Origin of the sequence: Psychrobacter sp. APC 3426 (assembly GCF_030408035.1) — a bacterium.
Lineage (GTDB): Bacteria > Pseudomonadota > Gammaproteobacteria > Pseudomonadales > Moraxellaceae > Psychrobacter.
Genome location: NZ_JASDCF010000009.1, coordinates 17,120 through 36,590, shown reverse-complemented (window position 1 = coordinate 36,590; position 19,471 = coordinate 17,120). Strand labels below are relative to the sequence as shown.

Below are 19,471 nucleotides of genomic sequence, written 5' to 3'. Positions count from 1 at the left end.
TATATAAAAAGTAAATTAAGGAACAGTAATGCTAAAGCTCGAAAGTATTAAAAAAAATGCTCAGATACGTGGTATTCAATCTGACGAAATTGTTCGTATTGTTCAGGTTGAAAGAGTGGGTGAGCATGCTGTTACTGTCTACTATAAAGATAGCCAGGGTAAATTAGGTGAGCAGATGTTGTTTCGTTCTGATGAAGCCCGCTTAGAATTGGCGACAGTAGGCCGAGCATGGGGATTCGACGCTCCAGGAGCAGATTTCCAGTTGGGGTTAGAGGCGTATCGGATTAGCCAAGCAGCTTTATTTGATCCTATGATGGCAGTACATACTTCTAACGTGGAGCCTTTACCGCATCAGATTTCAGCTGTTTATGAAGTGATGCTGCCTAAGCAACCACTGCGTTTTGTGCTGGCTGATGACCCAGGCGCAGGTAAAACTATTATGGCAGGCTTGTTGATTTGTGAATTGTTGATGAGAGCCGATGCAAGGCGAATTCTTATTGTTTCCCCGGGATCACTGACTGAACAATGGCAAGATGAGCTTCTCGAGAAATTTGGTGTTGTATTTGATATTTTTAGTCGTGAAAAACAAGAGCAATGCGCATCTGGTAATTACTTTGATGAGTCCAATCAGCTGATTTGTAGACTCGATCAATTATCTCGAAGCGAAGAGTTGCAAGACAAACTTAGAAATACTGAATGGGATTTAATTATTGTTGATGAGGCACATAAGTTATCTGCGAATTATTTTGGTAATGAAATTAAGAAAACTAAGCGCTTTCTTCTTGGGGAGCTTCTAGGCTCTATAACACGACACTATCTACTAATGACGGCAACGCCGCACAATGGTAAAGAAGAAGACTTTCAAATTTGGCTGTCATTATTGGATGGTGATCGTTTTTATGGAAAGTTCCGTGAAGGTGCTCATAAAGTAGATGTGTCTGACATAATGCGCCGTATGGTGAAAGAAGAGTTACTTAAGTTTGATGGCACACCATTATTTCCTGAGCGCCGTGCCTATACTGCAAACTACCAGCTGTCTGATATGGAAGCGTTGCTTTATGACGAAGTAACGACATATGTTCGTGAAGAAATGAACCGAGCTGATCGTCTTGGTGGTCAAAAGAAAAATAATATTGGTTTTGCCTTAACGATGTTACAGCGTCGTTTGGCTTCAAGCCCTGAGGCAATATACCAATCTTTAAAACGTCGTCGTAAGCGCTTAGAGTCTCGCTTAGAAGAGACTAAGCATATAGTACGTGGAGGTTCTAAAGGTACAAATACAGTGGCTGAAACGTTCATTGAATACAACGTACAAAAAAGAATAGACATACCAGATAATCTTGATGAACTTGATGAGGATTTAACTGCAGAAGAGTATGAGATGTATACAGAGCAAGTTGTTGATCGAGCATCTGCTGCTGAAACTATCCCTGAGTTTGAGGCGGAAATAGCTAGCCTTAAGAGTCTTGAACATCGAGCATTAGCAATTGTACAATCTGGTAATGATAAAAAATGGGAAGAGTTGTCTTATTTACTTCAGGATACCCCTGAAATGTTTACATCTAAGGGAACTCGTCGCAAGTTAATTATATTCACTGAGCATAAAGACACTTTGAATTATTTAGTGGAACGTATTAAAGATATGCTTGGTAATGACAACGCTGTGAGAACTATTTCTGGTAGCACTAGTCGAGATAAACGGCGTCAGACGCAAGAAGAGTTCCGATTCGATCCAGAAGTCATTGTATTGGTAGCCACTGATGCAGCAGGAGAAGGGGTTAACCTTCAAAACGCCAATTTAATGGTGAATTACGATTTACCATGGAATCCAAACCGACTAGAGCAAAGGTTTGGTCGGATTCACCGAATTGGGCAGACAGAAATATGTCATTTATGGAATATCGTAGCAGATGAAACACGTGAAGGAGCAGTTTTTCAAAAGCTTTTTGAGAAAATAGAAATAGAGAAAAAAGCCTTAGGTGGAAAGGTTTTTGACGTCTTGGGTGAGGCTTTTGATAATATCTCACTTAAAGAGCTGCTGATAGAAGCGATTCGCTATGGTGACGACCCTGAAATAAAAGCTAAGATGCATGAGGTAATCGAGGGTGCACTTGATACAAACCATCTTAAAGAAATTATTAAACGAAATGCTTTAGTAGATCAGCATATGGGTCTTGATGGTTTATACGCCATTAAAGAGGAGATGGAAAAAGCAGAAGCCCGAAAACTACAACCATATTTCATCCGAGCATTTTTTACAGAGGCGTTTAAGTCTTTAGGTGGCGATTTAAGGTCACGCGAATCAGGCCGTTATGAAGTAAGTCATGTACCAGCTGCTATTCGTGAACGTGATCGAATTATTGGTGAAAGCCGTACACCAGTTTTAAAGAAATACGAAAGAATATGCTTTGAAAAACGATATATCAATCAACCTGGCAAGCCAATGTCAGACATGATTCATCCTATTCATCCTTTGATGCACGCTACCACTGATTTAATATTACAAGCGCACCGATCGAAGCTTAAGCAAGGTGCCGTATTGGTCGATCCAAATGACGATAGTACTGAAGTCAAGATACTGTTTATGATAGATCACACTGTACGAGAATCAAGTAATGAAGCACTTATAGCCTCACGACGATTACAGTTCATTGAAGTGAATGAAAAAGGCGAGGCGACTAATGCAGGATGGGCGCCACATTTAGATTTAAAGCCTATAGAAGATTATGATTATCAGCTTATAAGTGATATTCTGCGTGCAGATTGGCTAAGCCACAATCTTGAAGTTTTAGCCGTGGGCTATGCTTCCAATAAGATGGCACCAGAACACTTTGATGTTGTGAAACACCGGCGAGAGCTTCAATCAGATAAAACCCTTGCTGCAGTGAAAGAGCGTCTGGTAAAAGAAATCAACTATTGGTCAGATCGTTATATTACGCTCCAAGATGCTGTAAAAGTTGGAAAACAACCTCAAATGCAACTAGAAATGGCACGTCGTCGCGTAGATGACCTAAGTGCAAGACTGCAGCAGCGTACTAAAGAGCTAATAGAGCTCAAAGAAGTAGTGTCAAGTACGCCAGTAGTGATCGGTGGTGCATTGATCATCCCGCAGGGGTTATTGGCCCAGCGGAAAGGCGATACAGGGTTCGTTGTAGATGCTGCTGCTCGCGCTCGAGTAGAGCGCGTAGCTATGAACGCTGTTATAAAATCTGAACAAGAGATGGGTCATGAAGTGACTGATATGAGTGCAGAGAAATGCGGTTGGGACATTACTGCTCGTCCCAATATTAATCCTGATGGATCTATCTTGCCTGATCGGCATATCGAAGTAAAAGGTCGCTCCAAAGGACAAACTACTATTACTGTTAGTCGTAACGAGATCATCTATGGCTTAAATCAAGCAGATAAATTTATTCTTGCTATTGTGATTGTAGATAATAATGATTATGAAGGACCATACTATATCAAGAACCCATTTACGATAGAGCCAGAATTCGGTGTTGCTAGTATTAACTATGAATTAAGCGAACTAATATCAAAAGCCGTTTCACCAAGTGAAACTATCTAAGATCTATATATAAGAGTATTCAATGTCAAACCCACACGAGTTTAAAATCTATAGTCCGAAAAAGCTGATTGAAGTAGCACTGCCACTAGATGAGATTAATATAGCAGCAGAACGTGAGAAATCGATACGACATGGTCATCCAAGTACGTTACATCTCTGGTGGGCACGTCGACCTCTTGCTGTAGCACGTGCAGTTATTTTCGCGCAAATGGTGAATGATCCAGGCTACCAGCAAGACGATGGTTTTAAGTACGGCGTCAATAAAAAAGAAGCTGAAGTTAAGCGAGAGAAGCTATTTGATATTATTCGTGACCTTGTGAAGTGGGAAAATACTAATAACGAAGAGGTGCTGAACCGCGCACGTGAGGCCATAAGAGAAAGTTGGCGCGAGACTTGTTATTTAAATCGCAAACATCCACAGGCTGCTGAATTGTTTAATCCTGAAGAGTTACCTGCGTTTCATGATCCGTTTGCTGGTGGCGGGGCTATACCTTTGGAAGCGCAACGTCTGGGGCTAGAAAGCCATGCATCAGATTTAAATCCAATAGCAGTAATGATCAACAAAGCAATGATTGAAATCCCACCGAAGTTTGCTGGGCAGGTCCCAGTAGGGCCAATACCTAAGGGTGATAAGCAACAAAATCTGCTTGAAGATTGGCAAGGGTCTAAAGGTTTAGCAGAAGATGTGCGTCGCTACGGGTATTGGATGCGTGAAGAAGCTTTTAAACGTATTGGGGATTTATATCCTAAAGTTAAAATTACAGATGACATGGTAGCTGAGCGACCCGATCTTGAAAAATATAAAGGTGAAGAGCTAACAGTCATTGCTTGGCTATGGGCAAGAACGGTAAAAAGTCCTAACCCAGCATTTGAAGCTAATGAAACACCTTTGGTATCATCATTCGTAGTTTCTGATAAAAAGGGTAAGGAAGCGTATGTAGATTTGCAGATCGAAGGGAATTCATTTAATTTTAAAGTTATGAAAGGTAGAACGTCTGATTGGTTAACAAAAAAAAATGGTACAAAGCTATCCAGAAACTCCTTTCAGTGTATTTATAGCGATAGTCCCGTTACTCTTAAGCATGTTAAAGAGCAAGCAAAAATAGGTACTTTATCCCAGAAGTTAATGTGTGTAGTTGTTGAAGGGCAAAAAGAAAGAATATTTTTATCTCCAAATTCAGATCATGAAGAAACTGCTATGGGAATTCCTCGTACATGGGAATCTTCTTTGGATCTTCCTGCTAAGCTAACAGGGGGAACCTGCTATGCTTATGGACTAGAGACATGGGGTAGTGTTTTTACCAACAGACAGTTGTTAGTACTTAATACAATGATGGAAGTATTAGAAGATTTACCGTCTAAAGAACTAGATATAGAATATGAAAAAGCTATTAAAACATATCTTTCTTTCTTGATAAGTCAAATTGCAAACCATGGTGCCTCTATCTGTGGTTGGAATGCTCCTAATAACCAAATGAGAAGTGTATTCGCAAGACAAGCTATACCTATGGCTTGGGATTTTGCAGAGGTTAATCCATTTTCAAACTCTACGGGAAGCTTTAAGAACCTTTTTGAAAGATTGTGTAAGGCATTTCTAGCTTTAGGATATGGTAGTGAAGGGTATGTCTATCAAGCAGATGCAATAAATCAAGATATCAGTACAAACAAGGTTATTTCTACTGACCCCCCCTATTACGATAATATTGCGTATGCTGATTTATCTGACTTCTTTTACGGTATTCAAAGAAAAGCACTAAAAAAGCTATATCCTGAAGTTTTTAGTACTTTAGCTGTTCCAAAAGCTAATGAACTTACTGCATTAAAATTTCGCCATGAAACAAGAGAAGCGGCTAATACGTTTTTTGAAAATGGTATGACTGATGCTATTAGAAAAATGGTAGAACTTGGCCATCCTGCATTTCCTGTTACTATTTACTATGCTTTTAAACAATCAGAAACTAAAGAAAATAGTACTTCTAGTACTGGTTGGGAAACATTTTTAGAAGCTGTGATCAGAGCTGGATTTTCTATTGATGGCACTTGGCCTGTCAGAACAGAGAAGGTGGGTCGCGTAGTTGGTAATGGAACAAATGCTTTAGCATCATCGGTAATACTAGTCTGTAAAAAACGTAAGATTGAAGCTGAGTCTATCTCTCGACGTGAGTTTCAACGTGAATTACGTGTTCAGATGCCTGAGGCACTAGAGGCGATGGTCGGTGGTGAAACTGGAGCAACTCCTATTGCCCCAGTAGATTTGGCTCAAGCAGCTATTGGTCCTGGCATGGCTATTTACTCCAAGTACGCTGATGTTCTCAATCAAGATGGTAGTAAGCTAAGTGTACATGAAGCGCTAGTACTAATTAACCGTTCTATAACCGATTACTTAAATCCTGATAGCGGTAACTTCGATGCCGACACCTTATTTTGTGATAACTGGTTTAGTCAATATGGCTGGGGAGAGGGTTTATTTGGTGAAGCAGACACACTCGCTCGGGCTAAAGGTACCTCTGTAGATGGCGTACATAGTGCAGGAGTCGTCGAAGCTGCGGGAGGTAAGGTGCGCCTCTTACAATGGAGTGAATATCCAAATGACTGGAATCCCCATACTGATACTCGTACGCCGATTTGGGAAGCATGTCATCAGTTGATTAGAGCTTTGAAGCAAGATAGCGAAAGTGCAGCTGGTGCACTTTTGGCAAATATGCCTGAGCGCGGTGAACCAATTCGCCAGTTAGCCTATCACTTATATACCTTGTGTGAACGAAAAAAATGGGCCGAAGAAGCTCGAGCTTACAACGAACTGATTGGCTCTTGGCATGCCATTGTTGCAGCATCTCATGAAGCAGGTGTAAGACATTATGGTACAACACAAGAGTTAGATTTTTAAAGGTCAAGCAATAAAGAGTTGAGCTGAAATATTTCAGAAAATATGAGCAAACTGAATGGCTGTTCGGCTCAATTATGCTTAACTAAATAAATTCGGCTACATACTTATCAAAGATAATTAAAAAGGGTTTGGTTATGAGTTTAAAGCCTTGGCGTGAGATAGCACGTCCACATAAAGATGTTTTAGAAGGTACGTTCAAGCAATCGGAATTTGCAGCAGATATTACGCAAGTGTCTAATGGGACAGCACCACCTGAATATCAAGATGCCGAAAAGTTTTTTGCACGTACGTTCATCACTGAAGGGATGAGACTACTGCTGATGTCAGTAGCCCAGCGCTTAGTAGGCAAGGGTGGCGATCCAGTTATTCAGTTACAAACCTCATTTGGTGGTGGTAAAACTCATACTATGCTAACGGTTTTGCACTTAGCAAATCGTAAAGTCAGCACTGATAAGCTACAAGGCATTCCACCTTTGCTAGATGAAGCAGGTATTCACGATTTACCTAGAGCTAACATTGCCGTTCTAGACGGTATTGCGTTGTCAGTTAGTCAAGGTAAACAACATGGTGAAATTTGTGCAAACACTCTATGGGGGGAGATGGCTTGGCAACTTTTAGGAGAAGCAGGTTACGCACTAGTCGCAGCTTCTGATCGTGATGGAACAGCACCAGGTAAAGATGTACTGGCTGACTTACTTACTAAAGCCGCTCCTTGTGTCGTACTGATAGATGAGTTACAGAAGTTTTTTAGTGACTTAACACCGGGAAAAACTCTTAATGCTGGCACCTATGAAGCTAACTTGAAGTTCATACAAGCCTTAACAGAGGCATTTAAGACCGTACCCAATGCTGTATTATTAGCATCGCTGCCAGAATCTGAAACTGAAGTTGGCGATACATTTGGTCAAAACACCTTAAATGCTTTAGAAAAGCATTTTGGCCGTGTCGAATCTGTTTGGAAGCCTGTCGCTGCTGAAGAGGCATTTGAAATTGTTCGTCGGCGTTTATTCGAGTCAGCTGGTGAAAGAAATCAAATTGAAAGTACCTGTCATAACTTTAGTAGTTTCTATCAAGTAAATGCACGATACTTCCCAGAAGAAACAATAACTCACCTTTACTACGAACGAATGTGCTCTTCTTATCCTATTCATCCAGAGATTTTTGATCGCTTGTATGAAGACTGGTCTACATTAGATAAGTTTCAACGTACAAGGGGTGTCCTTCAGTATATGGCAGTTATTATTCATCGCTTATGGAATGATAATAATCAGGATGCCATGATTATGCCAGGTTCTATTCCTTTAAGTGATAGTACAGTTCGCCATAAAAGTATCCATTATTTGCCACAAGGATGGGAGCCTGTCATTGAACGTGAGGTAGACGGCGAGCGTTCAGAACCATACCGTATAGATGGAGATGATACTCGTTTTGGTAGTGTGCAAGCAGCTAAACGTACTATGCGCTCTATATTCTTAGGCAGTGCACCAAGTTCACGTAATCAAGTCATAAAAGGTATTCAGTTAGAAAGAATTATATTAGGTTCTGCTCAGCCTGGACAGAATATCGGAGTATTTGATGATGTACTTAAACGCTTACGAGATAGGTTGCATTATCTGTACTCAGATCAAGACCGTTTCTGGTTAGATACTAAGCCTAATTTACGACGGGAAATGGAAAGCCGTAAGCAAAATATAGATGAACTTGTTATAAATAGTGAATTAAAAAGTCATATAACTGCTATGTTTGCTAAGAAAGGTTTTTTTGCAGGTGTTCATGTATTTACGAGTTCAAGTGACGTACCAGATGAATGGGGAATTGGCCCAAGATTGGTGGTTTTGCCTCCCCATGAAAGCTATACAAAAAGGGACGATAGTGATGCTATTGCTGCTGCTGAAAATATTTTATCCTACCGTGGAGACCAACCTCGCCAGAAACGTAATCGTTTAATCTTCTTTGCAGCAGATAAAGATGTTGTTGGTCGTTTGAAAGATGCTGCCCGTACATATTTAGCTTGGCGCGCTATTGTCTCAGATATTAATGAAGGTAAGTTAAATCTTGATTTATTTCAAGTAAAACTTGCAGAGAACAGTGCAAATGAGGCCCAAGTTAGCCTGAAACAAATGGCACGTGAAGCTTATAAATGGTTGCTTTGTCCGGAGCAACCTAAAGCGACTGATAAAAATATAGAGTGGGAAACTGTTTCTGTATCAACTAATTCTTCAAATTTAGTTCAGGAAATCGAAAATCGATTACATGAGGAAGAGTGGATCATTACAGAGTGGTCACCTATACATTTAAAGAAACTGCTAGAACAGCTGTATTTCAAAAAAGGTACACCTGATGCTAAGTCTGATATAAGTGCATTACAGGTCTATCGCGATATTTGCCAGTACCTATATTTGCCAAGGCTTCTTAATGAACAAGTATATAAAGATGCTCTCGTTAATGGTTTAGAAAATGAAGATTTCTTTGGTTTTGCTTCTGGTAAGGACGGAGATCAATATTTAGGTTTTTGTTTTGGTAAAGGTGCCTTACCTTATTTAGATGATACGGCATTATTGATTGAAAAAGATACTGCGCTAAGTTATCGAGAAAAGATAAAGCCTGCACCTGAATTAGAAACTACTAATCAGCCAGATGATAACATTGGCGGCTATACTAATACCGATATTGACTTGGTGCCAACTGCTATACCACAACCGACATTACCTGTATCTGCAGGAGCATTGTCAGAACTGACTACCATAAAAAAGCAGTTTTATGGAAGTATTGACCTTGATCCAGTAAAAGCTAAGATGGACTTTGCTACTATTGTTGATGAAGTTGTTCAGCAATTTACAGCTAAGCTAGGTATTGAAGTAACTATTTCAGTTGAGATACAAGCTAAATCTCAGGATGGTTTCGATGAATCTTTACAGCGTACGATTAAAGAAAATTGTAATGTTTTAGGTTTTAAAAATTCAGAGTTTGAAGAAGAGTAGAGTTTGTGTTAATAAGAATTTCTATCGCTGGAAGAAAATACGTAATGCTCATTTATAAGCCTAGTAAAATTGAACAGTATTTAATATAAGAAATGTTATACATAGAAAAGCCAAACAACGTTAAGCTGTTTGGCTTTTCTTATTATTAATACTTATCTGTCTGCCAAAAATCATGCTCACATACATACTGCGGTAATCCCCCCAATAAATAAGAACACTTAGAAATAGAGATTAACTGCTAAAATATATCAGCAGGAGAATTTTATGAAAAAGACACGCTTTAGCGACAATCAAATTGTTAACTGTAGTGGCATAATTAAATTGGACAGTGTTTAAGAGAAATGCGCGCACGAAAAAGCCAAACAACCTAAGCTGTTTGGCTTCAAATATATCAAGTAACCTATCTACTGTTATTATGCTCACGCCAAGTGGCATGCTCGCATACCTCACAGCACCAACTGTCTTTTGCCCGCATATAAGGAATGTCTGCTGGTATCTGTAAAGGGCACACATAACCACAGTACTCGCATCGCACATCATCTAAATAAGCAAAACACTCACCGATTATCTCGAACAGCACTTGTGGGCTAATCTTATACTCCTCACAGACGGTTTCGATATGAGCGATATAATCACTTTCGTTATCATATGACCAGTAATCCTCACAGATTCTTAGATCTCGTGCGTTCTGCGTCATATTCGGCTGAAGCTTTACACTCATCACATTCTCCTTAGTAGCCGACATAGTCGGAGTGCGGTAATAGCTCATAAAGCTCGCTCTGAAGCTGACAACGCATATCCTCAATCACATAGTCAAGATTCGCATCCAAGCGCTTCTGTACCCACACACGCATCGCCATATCGTTAGTAAAACAGCGCTTTACTCCTAAGAAGCGAGCGAGGTTATGACCCGATGTAACGTACAGCTCACGCATCAATGCATTAGCAATCTTATTCGCATCCTCACTGATTGCACCGTCAGGCTTAAACTCAGCAAACAGCTCTTCATAATTGATGATTGTCATTGTGACGTCTCCTTGTCTGTTTGTGCATTAGAGCTATTTCCTGCGTTGGTTAACTTTTCCTTGCTCGCAAGTAGCAGATTATCCATCGCAGAGCCATCTTGACGGGTAATATCAGGTACGTAGCGGCTATATACCCGAAACAGCATCTCCGTACTACTGTGACCCATCTGCCGAGCTATCCACTCAGGGTTCTCACCAGCAGCCAGCCAAAGCGTCGCTGCCGTGTGCCGAGTCTGATAAGCCCGCCGATGTTTCAAACCGAGGAGGGCAAGTGTGGGTTTCCATACCCGTCTATTCACATTACGGTACTCCATCGGATTACCTTGTGAGTTACAGAATACGAACTCTGACTTGCCAAAGGTGCGAGTCTTTTGCTCTTGTAGTGCGTCATAGACCAACTGCGACATTGCAATATCACGTTGTGAACCTAACGTCTTAGTCGGACCCATCTCACCATTCACTAATGCACCTCTGATACTGATCTCACGACGATCAAAGTTAATGCACTCCCACTTAAGCCCATCAATCTCACTGGTACGCATCCCTGTAAAAAAGCGAATGGTGTAGTAGGGCTTATAGTCAGCGCGTACATGCTTTAAAATCAGCCATACCTCACTCAATGTAAAAGGATTCACATCCGGACGAGCTTGCTTAAGATTCTTAATATTTTTATAAGGCATCTCAAACTCATGGCGATCTGACGCTTCTTCTAGTATCATACGAAGAAGTATCATGATCTGGTTGATTCGTGCTACTGACAGACTTGACTGACCATCTTTACCGTAACGAACTTTGGCGAGAGAGCTACGGAAGGTCAGCAAGTCTGGTTTTTTTATGGCATGTACTGCTTTACCACCAAACTCAGGTAACAAGTACTTATCCAAGATAATCTGCGTCTTTTGCCGATAGCTCGGCCGCCATTCAATCTTCTTCTCCTCATACCAAATATCGACAAACTGCCTAAAGGTTGGGTTACGACTGATACAAGCTTCCGCTCTATCAGCCAGTGCTGTCATCTCCTGTGCCCGTTCACTTTTTGGAAAGTAAGCAGCGTAGTCGAAGATGCCTAGGGTTATTTCTGCTTCCATTTTTTCGATAATTTTAGCCAGCTTCTTTCGATTGGCTAGATTGTCTGTGAGATTTGTTGTCTCACGGCAACGCATATTCATATATCGAAAATCTACAAATAGCTTGCCACGTCTCGATCTTATTGAGGCCATTGGTTTAACTCCTTGTTTATATAAAAATTACTGTAAAGCCATGCCATTGATAGCGCTCATGACAGGTTTGCACATATCTTCTTCGATGCGCTCCCAGACATATAAAATCTTACGACCGCCAAAAGGACGAATGTAATGAATGTTCTCAATCAAAACAGTGTCCTTAAGTTGGTTACGGATAGTACGTGCGTCGTATTTAATACGCTCAGCCAATTCTTGAGTAGTGAGATAGGTCTGTGACATAATAGTTCTCCATGTGAAATAAATTTACTATTAGTGGGTTATTAGTTATCACTAATGAGTACATATTATATGCAAATATTATCACTTGCAAGAACTTTGTTATCACTTTAAGGATTTTATGTATGATTAAGCTCAATTTACCTGTTTTATTTGCACAAAGAGGCATTCGTGTAGCGGATGCTGACAGGATGTCTAAACTAGGAAGATCTACTTTATATCGGATGTACAATAATGAAGTCACTAGAATAGACTTTGATTCATTAAATGAGCTTTGTAAGCTTCTAGATTGCACACCTGGAGATATTATCCTCTATGAAGAAGATGGAGTTTGTGAGGAAGGGGCTTCAGAAGAAAGTTAGAATGCTTACTAGGATGGTTGTTCGAAATGTCTTGAAAATCGTTAAGCTTAGTGCCGATAAGTATTTTACTCGGTCTAATTTTTTTTAATGTTAGGTTGTAGTCATCACTGGTTAAGCGACAATTAATTTTGAATGTTATAAAACTGAAGTGGATTTCGGAAAATTTAGGCCTCTAAAAAATACGTTTTTTGCTGAATTGAGGTTGGGTTCAAAAATCATCATAGTGCCAAATTTACTAGGTTAGGTGTCATGATGGTTTTTTAGCCAAAAAAAGCGAGGTTGTGGTCAGATACGTATTCGTAGTTTTAGGGGAGGGCACGGTTTGGGCACCAAGTGGGCACCGTTCCAAAAACGCTCTTTTTAATTCGTTAGTTTTTCTTAATTATTACCAAGATAGTTTTGTTGAAAAATCGCTACAGGCCTTGAAAATTGGACAAAAAAAAGCCTCACTGTTAAGTGAGGCTTTTTAAGTATTTGGAGCGGGAAAAGAGATTCGAACTCTCGACCCCAACCTTGGCAAGGTTATGCTCTACCACTGAGCTATTCCCGCTGATTATCAATTAACTGTCGTCAGTTGATGAAGGCGTATTATACGCAGTTTTTTGAGGGTGTCAACACATATCACGAAAAAAAGTAAAAGTTAGCAAGACAGTATGTCATCTGGTCATAAATGTATGTTATAACAGTTTCTTATAATATGCATTCCAAAAGCTTTGCATTAAATAAATAAGCAGGGATGCACTTTATAGGTAGTCATAATAAAATTCACAATCAACAATACTTAGAATGATAAGTCAAAGGATAAGAAATGAGTCAACAATATACCATCGCTGATTATTTGTTTGATCGCATCGCTGAAGCGGGTGCAACTGAGATATTTGGTGTGCCGGGTGATTTTAATTTGACGTTTTTGGATAACGTTATCGCTTCCGATAAATTGCGCTGGGTGGGTAATACCAATGAGCTAAATGCTGGCTACGCTGCCGATGGTTACGCACGTGAGCGCGGTTTTGCTGCCATGGTGACGACTTTTGGTGTGGGCGAGCTATCAGCGATTAATGCCACCGCAGGCTCTTTTGCCGAGTACGCGCCAGTACTGCATATCGTTGGTGCACCAAGCACAGCGTTGCAAGATTCCAAACGTCGCATTCACCACACATTAGGAGATGGCGTATTCAACCATTTTATTAAAATGGTTGAACCAGTCACTGTCGCACGTGCCAAAATAACGCCAGAAAACGCTGCTTCAGAGATTGACCGCGTCATTCGCTTGATACTGAAAAAGCATCGCCCAGGCTACTTACTGCTGTCACCGGATGTGGCAAAAATGCCTATTTATCCACCGACGACTAAGCTTGATGACAGTCAAGAAGACATCACCAGCCAAGCTGCTCTAGCAGATTTCAAACAAGCATTGATAGAGTTTTTACCGAACAAGACAACTACGCTGATGGCAGATTTGATGGTACATCGATTGGGATTGCAAAATCAGCTCAAAGCACTCATCGCTGATACTGATATTCCTTATACCACGCTGTCATGGGGTAAGACGCTGCTTGATGAGAACAGCGAGCGCTGGGCTGGTACTTATGCTGGTGTGGCGTCACGTCCAGTCGTCAAAGATGCTGTTGAAAACTGTGAGTGCTTAATTAAGGTTGGTGTACAGTATACCGATACCACCACGGCAGGCTTTAGCCAAGATATCAATGAAGAGGTGGTGGTTGATTTGCATTATGAGCGTGCGTCCATCAGTGGTCGAAACTTTGCACCGATAGCACTAAAGGATTCTCTGCAAGCATTGCATGAAGTGATGACCTCAGGTATCAATATCGTACCCAAGCAGTTCTGTAAAGAGATGAAGCCGCATGAGCAAAAAGGCAAAGACGATGAGCCGATTCGTCAAGATGACCTTTGGCACATCATTGCAGATCACTTAAATCATAATAACGTGGTGTTTTCTGATCAAGGTACGGCTTACTTTGGTATCAGTGATGTGCGTCTGCCAGAAGGGGTGACCTCTTATGGGCAGCCGATGTGGGGTTCAATTGGTTATACGTTGCCGGCAAGTTTGGGCGCTGCCGTTGCTTCGCCGAATAAGCGCAGTGTGTTATTGATTGGGGATGGTTCAGCCTTACTCACGGTACAGGAAGTCGCAGTCATGATTAAAGAGCGTATTAATCCTGTGATTGTATTGGTCAATAATGATGGTTATACAGTTGAGAGAGCCATTCATGGTGAAAACCAACCCTATAATGACATTCCTAAATGTGACTGGCAGATAATGCCAAAAGCCTTCGGTGCCACTGAAGAAAACAGCTTAATTCTCAAAGTAGAGACCGCTGGTGAATTGAAGGCTGCCCTTGAAAAAGCTGCCGCAACTACTGATAAGTTAGTAATGCTAGAGGTTATCGCAGATAAACACGATATTCCGCCGCTGCTCGCCGATATCAGTGCAGCACTTAAGCCATCATAAGTCGTATCATAAATACCTTAGGTTTTAGAACCCAAAAGCCCTATTCAGCAATAAGCTGAGTAGGGCTTTTTTATATTTTATGACAACCATTATTTATTGCTAGCCATTTTGCTCTAGGCGTTGATTATCGTGATAAATTAAGTCATTAACTGCTGACTGGAGATGAGCCATCATGATTTGGCTAAAAATGCTTATTGGCGCCTTGATGGTATTGATTATTCAACTATTCGCGCAGACAAGATTCTTTTATTTGGCAGCGTTGGCACCACTGTTCCCCACATTTACCTTAATCAGCCATTTTATTGTCGGGACAGAGCGTAGTGCCGCAGATTTAAGAGTGGCATTAATCTTTAGTATGTTGGGTGTCATACCGCACCTTATTTATACCTTTGTGGTGTTTTTTAGCATCAATTACATCAGCTTATATAAGGCGCTTTTGTTGGGCGTGGTTGCTTGGACAGTGGCAGCAGCCATCTTAGTCATCACGTGGCAGTACATTCAAGCATAATATTTAAGTATAGTGCGAGTGAAATATAGGTTCTCTAGATTTGCTCATCGATGTTATTCTTAAGGGCGCTTTTATTATTCTGTCTACAATCTCATAAATAACGTACCCGCAGCACAGTAAGGTCAACACTATCGCAATAACGCAACTCGTCATCACTGATAAAAATAGGGCTTAAAAAAGATGGATACCTTAAATATCCTATATCTCGTAGGAGCATTGTTAATTTTCGCCAGTATTATGGCGAGCACCTTGTCGGCACGCTTGGGCGTTCCATTATTATTGCTATTCTTGGTCGTAGGTATGTTGGCGGGCGAGGAAGGTATTTTAGGGATTGAGTTTTCTCAATATGCCATTGCCAATTTTGTGGGTCAGGCAGCGTTGGCCTGTATTTTGTTAGATGGCGGGTTGCGCACCTCTTTTAAGTCGTTCCGAGTTGGTCTTAAACCTGCGATTACCTTGGCTACGTGGGGTGTCCTCGCAACCGTCATGGTACTAGGCGTATTCGTTACTTGGTTGCTCGATGTCGATTGGCGCTTTGGTTTGTTGATGGCGGCGATTGTTGGTTCGACCGATGCGGCAGCGGTATTTTCTCTATTGCGTAATGGCGGGGTCAAGCTGAATGACCGTGTCCAAGCCACACTAGAGTTGGAATCTGGCGCCAACGACCCATTGGCCATTCTGTTAGTGACAGGGTTGATTGCTTTAAATGTTGATCCGGCAGGTCAGACAGCTATCGGCTTTTTAGTCTTGCTGTTACAGCAATTGAGTGTCGGCCTAGGCATGGGTTTACTGTTTGGCTATCTGTTGTCTCGATTGTTGCCCAAAGTACATTTGGCAGAGGGCATGTACGCTATTTTGATACTGTCTGCTGGTTTGGCAGTGTTCGCCGCGACCAACTTGCTTGGTGGTAGTGGATTTTTGGCAGTCTATCTGACAGGTGTGCTCATCGGTAACCATAAAGTACGCTCAACAGAGCATGTCATGCGCGTGATGGATAGCTTTGCTTGGTTGTCTCAAGCAGTGCTGTTCGTGGTTTTGGGTCTACTGGTTACACCGTCTAACGTCATCAACGTCTGGCATTATTCAGTAGCAATTGCCGCCTTTATGATATTGATTGCGCGCCCTATAGCCGTCTATACCAGTGTGAAACCGTTTAAATTTAAAGACAGAGAGATTGGCTTTATTTCTTGGGTTGGCTTGCGCGGGGCAGTGCCTATTACCTTGGCTATTTTGCCAGTCATGGCGGGGATAGAGGGCGCCTTTATGTTGTTCGATATTGCCTTTGGGGTTGTGGTGCTGTCATTGATATTGCAAGGGACGACCATTCCGATCATGGCAAATCTATTCAAGGTTCGTATCCCAACCAATAAAGACCCAAAAGAAGAACATGAAGTTTGGGTGTCAGATAAGGCCAGTATTACTTTGTATGAGTTCGAGGTGCAATCGGGCGCGTTTGCGATTGGTCGCCACCCGATGGGTATCTCTAAACGTATTAGCCCTGATGAGATTAGTGTGTTCGCACTGGTACGAGGGCAACAAGTCGTGGTGGTCGAGGACGACACCAAGCTCAAATTTGGCGACAGTGTTTGGTATGCCATGCGTGGCAACCATGCCAGCAAAATTGCCAAGATTTTCAATGACACCACATTAGATCGTAAAGCTATTGATGATTTCTATGGCGATTGGTTGTTGTCACCCAGCGTCAAGCTTGGCGATTTGCCATTTTTTACCGGCATTATGACCTCTGAATCGCTGGTAGATAAACTAAAGTCAAAGCCTGAAGATGACACAAAAAGCATGTGGGATCAAACGGTTGCTGAGTATGTAAAAAGTAGCTTGGAGATGGCACCAGTCTCGGGTGACACGGTAGCGATAAGCGATGAGTGGTCACTGGTCATCAAAGAAGTCGATGACAAAGGTAAGCTGAGAACTATTGGTTTAAAGCATGAGGAACTGGCAAAAGCGGTGTAATGCTCTGTTACGTACCGGCTTATATTGATGCATAAGCCGGTACGTAACAAAGAGGCGCTAGGCCAAAATGCTCAGGTTGAAAACATGCCCTAGTTGTTTATTGATAGCAGGCTTGTCATTTGGTGTAAAAAATCAGCGACATGCTTATGCAAGTTTTCTCGATAGGCCCAATGATGCTTTACCTCATAACTTGCTTCATTCGGCAATAGTATTTTCATCATCCCTATCTCTTCATAGCGCTTTGCTAAATCATTGGGCAAGTAGCCGACATGATGACCCGCCAAAATTAACTGTGCGGTTGCTTCCATATGATAGGTGGTAGCGCTTAAAGTTTTTGGGCGAATATGGTTGATACTCAAGTCGGTAATATAACCTCTTTTAATCCAAGGATAGTTTTGCTCCAAGTTCTCAAAGGTTAGCCCTTCAGACTCATAGAACAACTGATGCTCGCGCCCACAGCAGACGACTTGCTTTTCGATAAATGCTGGCTGGTAAGTCAATAATGGTGGAAAGCTGCCAAAATAGCCCACACCAATATCACTTTCATTGCTAAGTAATTTGTCGAGCATACCCTCAGGGCTTTGCACATCGATAGAAAAATGTATCAGTGGGTTATTACGATAGCTCGCTGCTAAGCACTGACGTAACGCATCATAAAAAACCGTTGGCATCTGATCGATCAAACACAGTCGAATATGACCACCGCGTACCGAGTCCAATTGCCGAATATAATGCAGTTGATGTTGGAAGCTGGCTGCCGCTTCGGTGAAGCTTAAACAGGCCTCGTACACGGCTGCACCGTCCTCCGTCAGCTTAAAGCCTGCTCGCCCACGATGACAAAGCGTCATATCCAAACGATCTTCCAAATTGGTTAAATGACCGCTAATGACAGACGGCGTTATATTTAAACGAGATTGAGCGGCTGTCACACCTTGGCACTCTACAATAGCCATAAAGCTGCGTAGGGTTTTAATGTCTATTTTTATCAGTTCATCTAGCATTGAGAGTCATGCTCCAATATTTGTTATCTACACTAAGCTGTCTAAAACGAGCTATCTAAAACGAGCTGTGTAAAATAAGTTCCTTAACTAAACTTCTGTGAATAACGAATAAATCACAGTTACTACGAAAAATCAGAAGTTTACTTCTAAATTTTACCATGGTCTCGCTGTTGATATTTAGGTATTGTCAAAGTCATATAGAAATCAGCATATAAAAATTGTCTATTTTGACGAATCAAAACAAGGATGTGATTTATGAAATTCAATCAACCATTAAGCGGCAACGATATGCCAAGATTTGGTGGCTTTGCTTCTATGATGCGCCTGCCAACCCAAGCGGATGCTGAAGGGCTAGATGTAGCATTTGTTGGAGTGCCTTTAGATATCGGTGCGTCAAACCGTAGCGGCGCAAGATTGGGTCCCAGACAAATTCGTGATGAATCACGCATGATTCGCCCTTATAACGTGGCGACGCGCGCAGCTCCTTTTGAATCTTTGCAAGTCGCTGATATTGGCGATGTACCTATCAACACCTTTAACTTGCTGAAAAGCGTCGATATCATCGAAAAGTTTTATACTGATAAAATTGTCAGTCATGGCGCTATCCCATTGACCTTGGGCGGCGATCACACGATTGCATTACCAATTCTACGTGCGCTTGCCAAAAAACACGGCCCTGTTGGTATGGTGCATATCGATGCTCATGCTGATATCAACGATGATATGTTTGGTGAAAAAATTGCTCATGGCACACCGTTCCGCCGTGCTGTTGAAGAGAATTTAATTGATGGTAATCGCGTAGTACAGATTGGCTTACGTGGTACTGGCTATAGTGCTGAAGAGTTCGATTGGTCTACTGAACAGGGCTTTCGCGTTGTGCCTGCTGAAGAGTGCTGGTATAAGTCGCTGACGCCATTGATGGCAGAAGTGCGTGAAAAGTTAGGCGATGGTCCTGTTTATTTGAGTTTCGATATTGATGGCATTGATCCAGCATTTGCGCCTGGTACGGGTACTGCTGAAATTGGCGGCTTGACGTCCACTCAAGGTATCGAGATTATTCGCGGTATGCGTGGCCTTGACGTGGTCGGTGGAGATTTAGTAGAAGTGTCACCGCCATATGACCCTTTTGGCAACACCTCTGTGTTAGCAGCGAACTTGTTATTCGAGATGCTATGTATCTTGCCAGGTGTGCGCTATGACGACAAAGTCAAAGCAGTCTACTAATCGCAGCTCTT

13 protein-coding genes and 1 tRNA gene are annotated in these 19,471 nt (G+C 41.7%); 8 read left to right on the top strand and 6 right to left on the bottom strand.

Annotated elements, in window-relative coordinates:
• The first annotated feature begins 28 nt into the window (after positions 1–28).
• From QL919_RS06670 to QL919_RS06660, 3 genes are all read left to right on the top strand, one after another.
• Positions 29–3,568, top strand: a complete 3,540-nt coding sequence (locus tag QL919_RS06670; protein ID WP_290188791.1) for a helicase-related protein — start codon at positions 29–31, stop codon at positions 3,566–3,568.
• Positions 3,569–3,590: 22 nt separating this feature from the next.
• A complete protein-coding gene (locus QL919_RS06665) occupies positions 3,591–6,455 on the top strand; it encodes a DUF1156 domain-containing protein (protein ID WP_290188790.1) in 2,865 nt (954 codons plus the stop codon).
• A 134-nt stretch (positions 6,456–6,589) separates the two neighbouring features.
• Positions 6,590–9,436, top strand: a complete 2,847-nt coding sequence (locus QL919_RS06660) for a DUF499 domain-containing protein (RefSeq protein WP_290188789.1) — start codon at positions 6,590–6,592, stop codon at positions 9,434–9,436.
• Positions 9,437–9,836: 400 nt separating this feature from the next.
• Here the strand turns inward: QL919_RS06660 and QL919_RS06655 are convergent, their stop codons facing one another.
• From QL919_RS06655 to QL919_RS06640, 4 genes are read right to left on the bottom strand one after another with little or no spacing between them, the layout of a single operon-like run.
• Entirely contained in the window at positions 9,837–10,157 is a 321-nt protein-coding gene (locus tag QL919_RS06655; RefSeq protein WP_290188788.1) for a hypothetical protein, read from the bottom strand.
• 10 nt (positions 10,158–10,167) lie between these two features.
• Entirely contained in the window at positions 10,168–10,461 is a 294-nt protein-coding gene (locus tag QL919_RS06650; protein WP_290188787.1) for a hypothetical protein, read from the bottom strand.
• Positions 10,458–11,681, bottom strand: a complete 1,224-nt coding sequence (locus QL919_RS06645) for a site-specific integrase (protein ID WP_290188786.1) — start codon at positions 11,679–11,681, stop codon at positions 10,458–10,460. The genes QL919_RS06650 and QL919_RS06645 overlap by 4 nt, the downstream gene beginning before the upstream one ends.
• Before the next feature lie 27 nt (positions 11,682–11,708).
• Positions 11,709–11,924 (bottom strand): hypothetical protein, encoded by a 216-nt coding sequence (locus tag QL919_RS06640; protein WP_045456309.1) that lies wholly within the window; start codon positions 11,922–11,924, stop codon positions 11,709–11,711.
• A 122-nt stretch (positions 11,925–12,046) separates the two neighbouring features.
• On the opposite strand from QL919_RS06640, the gene QL919_RS06635 reads away from it, so the two are divergent.
• On the top strand, positions 12,047–12,283 hold the full coding sequence (locus QL919_RS06635; RefSeq protein ID WP_201634354.1) for a helix-turn-helix transcriptional regulator: 237 nt from the start codon (positions 12,047–12,049) through the stop codon (positions 12,281–12,283).
• 475 nt (positions 12,284–12,758) lie between these two features.
• Here QL919_RS06635 and QL919_RS06630 read toward each other — a convergent pair.
• Positions 12,759–12,833: transfer RNA gene (locus QL919_RS06630), tRNA-Gly, on the bottom strand.
• A 258-nt stretch (positions 12,834–13,091) separates the two neighbouring features.
• Between QL919_RS06630 and QL919_RS06625 the strand changes: the two genes are divergently transcribed.
• From QL919_RS06625 to QL919_RS06615, 3 genes are all read left to right on the top strand, one after another.
• A complete protein-coding gene (locus QL919_RS06625) occupies positions 13,092–14,756 on the top strand; it encodes a thiamine pyrophosphate-binding protein (RefSeq protein WP_290188785.1) in 1,665 nt (554 codons plus the stop codon).
• A 172-nt stretch (positions 14,757–14,928) separates the two neighbouring features.
• Positions 14,929–15,264, top strand: coding sequence for a GlpM family protein (locus QL919_RS06620; protein WP_290188784.1), 336 nt, complete (start codon positions 14,929–14,931; stop codon positions 15,262–15,264).
• 180 nt (positions 15,265–15,444) lie between these two features.
• Positions 15,445–17,235 carry a potassium/proton antiporter gene (locus tag QL919_RS06615; RefSeq protein ID WP_290188783.1) on the top strand — a complete coding sequence of 597 codons (1,791 nt, stop codon included), beginning with the start codon at positions 15,445–15,447 and terminating at the stop codon, positions 17,233–17,235.
• Positions 17,236–17,324: 89 nt separating this feature from the next.
• Here QL919_RS06615 and QL919_RS06610 read toward each other — a convergent pair whose 3' ends face one another.
• Positions 17,325–18,236, bottom strand: coding sequence for a LysR family transcriptional regulator (locus QL919_RS06610; protein ID WP_290188782.1), 912 nt, complete (start codon positions 18,234–18,236; stop codon positions 17,325–17,327).
• Between the two features lie 255 nt (positions 18,237–18,491).
• Here QL919_RS06610 and speB point away from each other — a divergent pair, with 255 nt between their 5' ends.
• A complete protein-coding gene (gene speB, locus QL919_RS06605; protein ID WP_290188781.1) occupies positions 18,492–19,460 on the top strand; it encodes an agmatinase in 969 nt (322 codons plus the stop codon).
• Positions 19,461–19,471 lie beyond the last annotated feature (11 nt).

Coding starts and splice junctions, on each gene's coding strand:
- QL919_RS06650 (WP_290188787.1), bottom strand. CDS start 10,461: ATGACAATCATCAATTATGAAGAGCTGTTTGCTGAGTTTAAGCCTGAC.
- QL919_RS06670 (WP_290188791.1), top strand. CDS start 29: ATGCTAAAGCTCGAAAGTATTAAAAAAAATGCTCAGATACGTGGTATT.
- QL919_RS06620 (WP_290188784.1), top strand. CDS start 14,929: ATGATTTGGCTAAAAATGCTTATTGGCGCCTTGATGGTATTGATTATT.
- QL919_RS06665 (WP_290188790.1), top strand. CDS start 3,591: ATGTCAAACCCACACGAGTTTAAAATCTATAGTCCGAAAAAGCTGATT.
- QL919_RS06640 (WP_045456309.1), bottom strand. CDS start 11,924: ATGTCACAGACCTATCTCACTACTCAAGAATTGGCTGAGCGTATTAAA.
- QL919_RS06625 (WP_290188785.1), top strand. CDS start 13,092: ATGAGTCAACAATATACCATCGCTGATTATTTGTTTGATCGCATCGCT.
- QL919_RS06610 (WP_290188782.1), bottom strand. CDS start 18,236: ATGCTAGATGAACTGATAAAAATAGACATTAAAACCCTACGCAGCTTT.
- speB (WP_290188781.1), top strand. CDS start 18,492: ATGAAATTCAATCAACCATTAAGCGGCAACGATATGCCAAGATTTGGT.
- QL919_RS06645 (WP_290188786.1), bottom strand. CDS start 11,681: ATGGCCTCAATAAGATCGAGACGTGGCAAGCTATTTGTAGATTTTCGA.
- QL919_RS06660 (WP_290188789.1), top strand. CDS start 6,590: ATGAGTTTAAAGCCTTGGCGTGAGATAGCACGTCCACATAAAGATGTT.
- QL919_RS06635 (WP_201634354.1), top strand. CDS start 12,047: ATGATTAAGCTCAATTTACCTGTTTTATTTGCACAAAGAGGCATTCGT.
- QL919_RS06615 (WP_290188783.1), top strand. CDS start 15,445: ATGGATACCTTAAATATCCTATATCTCGTAGGAGCATTGTTAATTTTC.
- QL919_RS06655 (WP_290188788.1), bottom strand. CDS start 10,157: ATGAGTGTAAAGCTTCAGCCGAATATGACGCAGAACGCACGAGATCTA.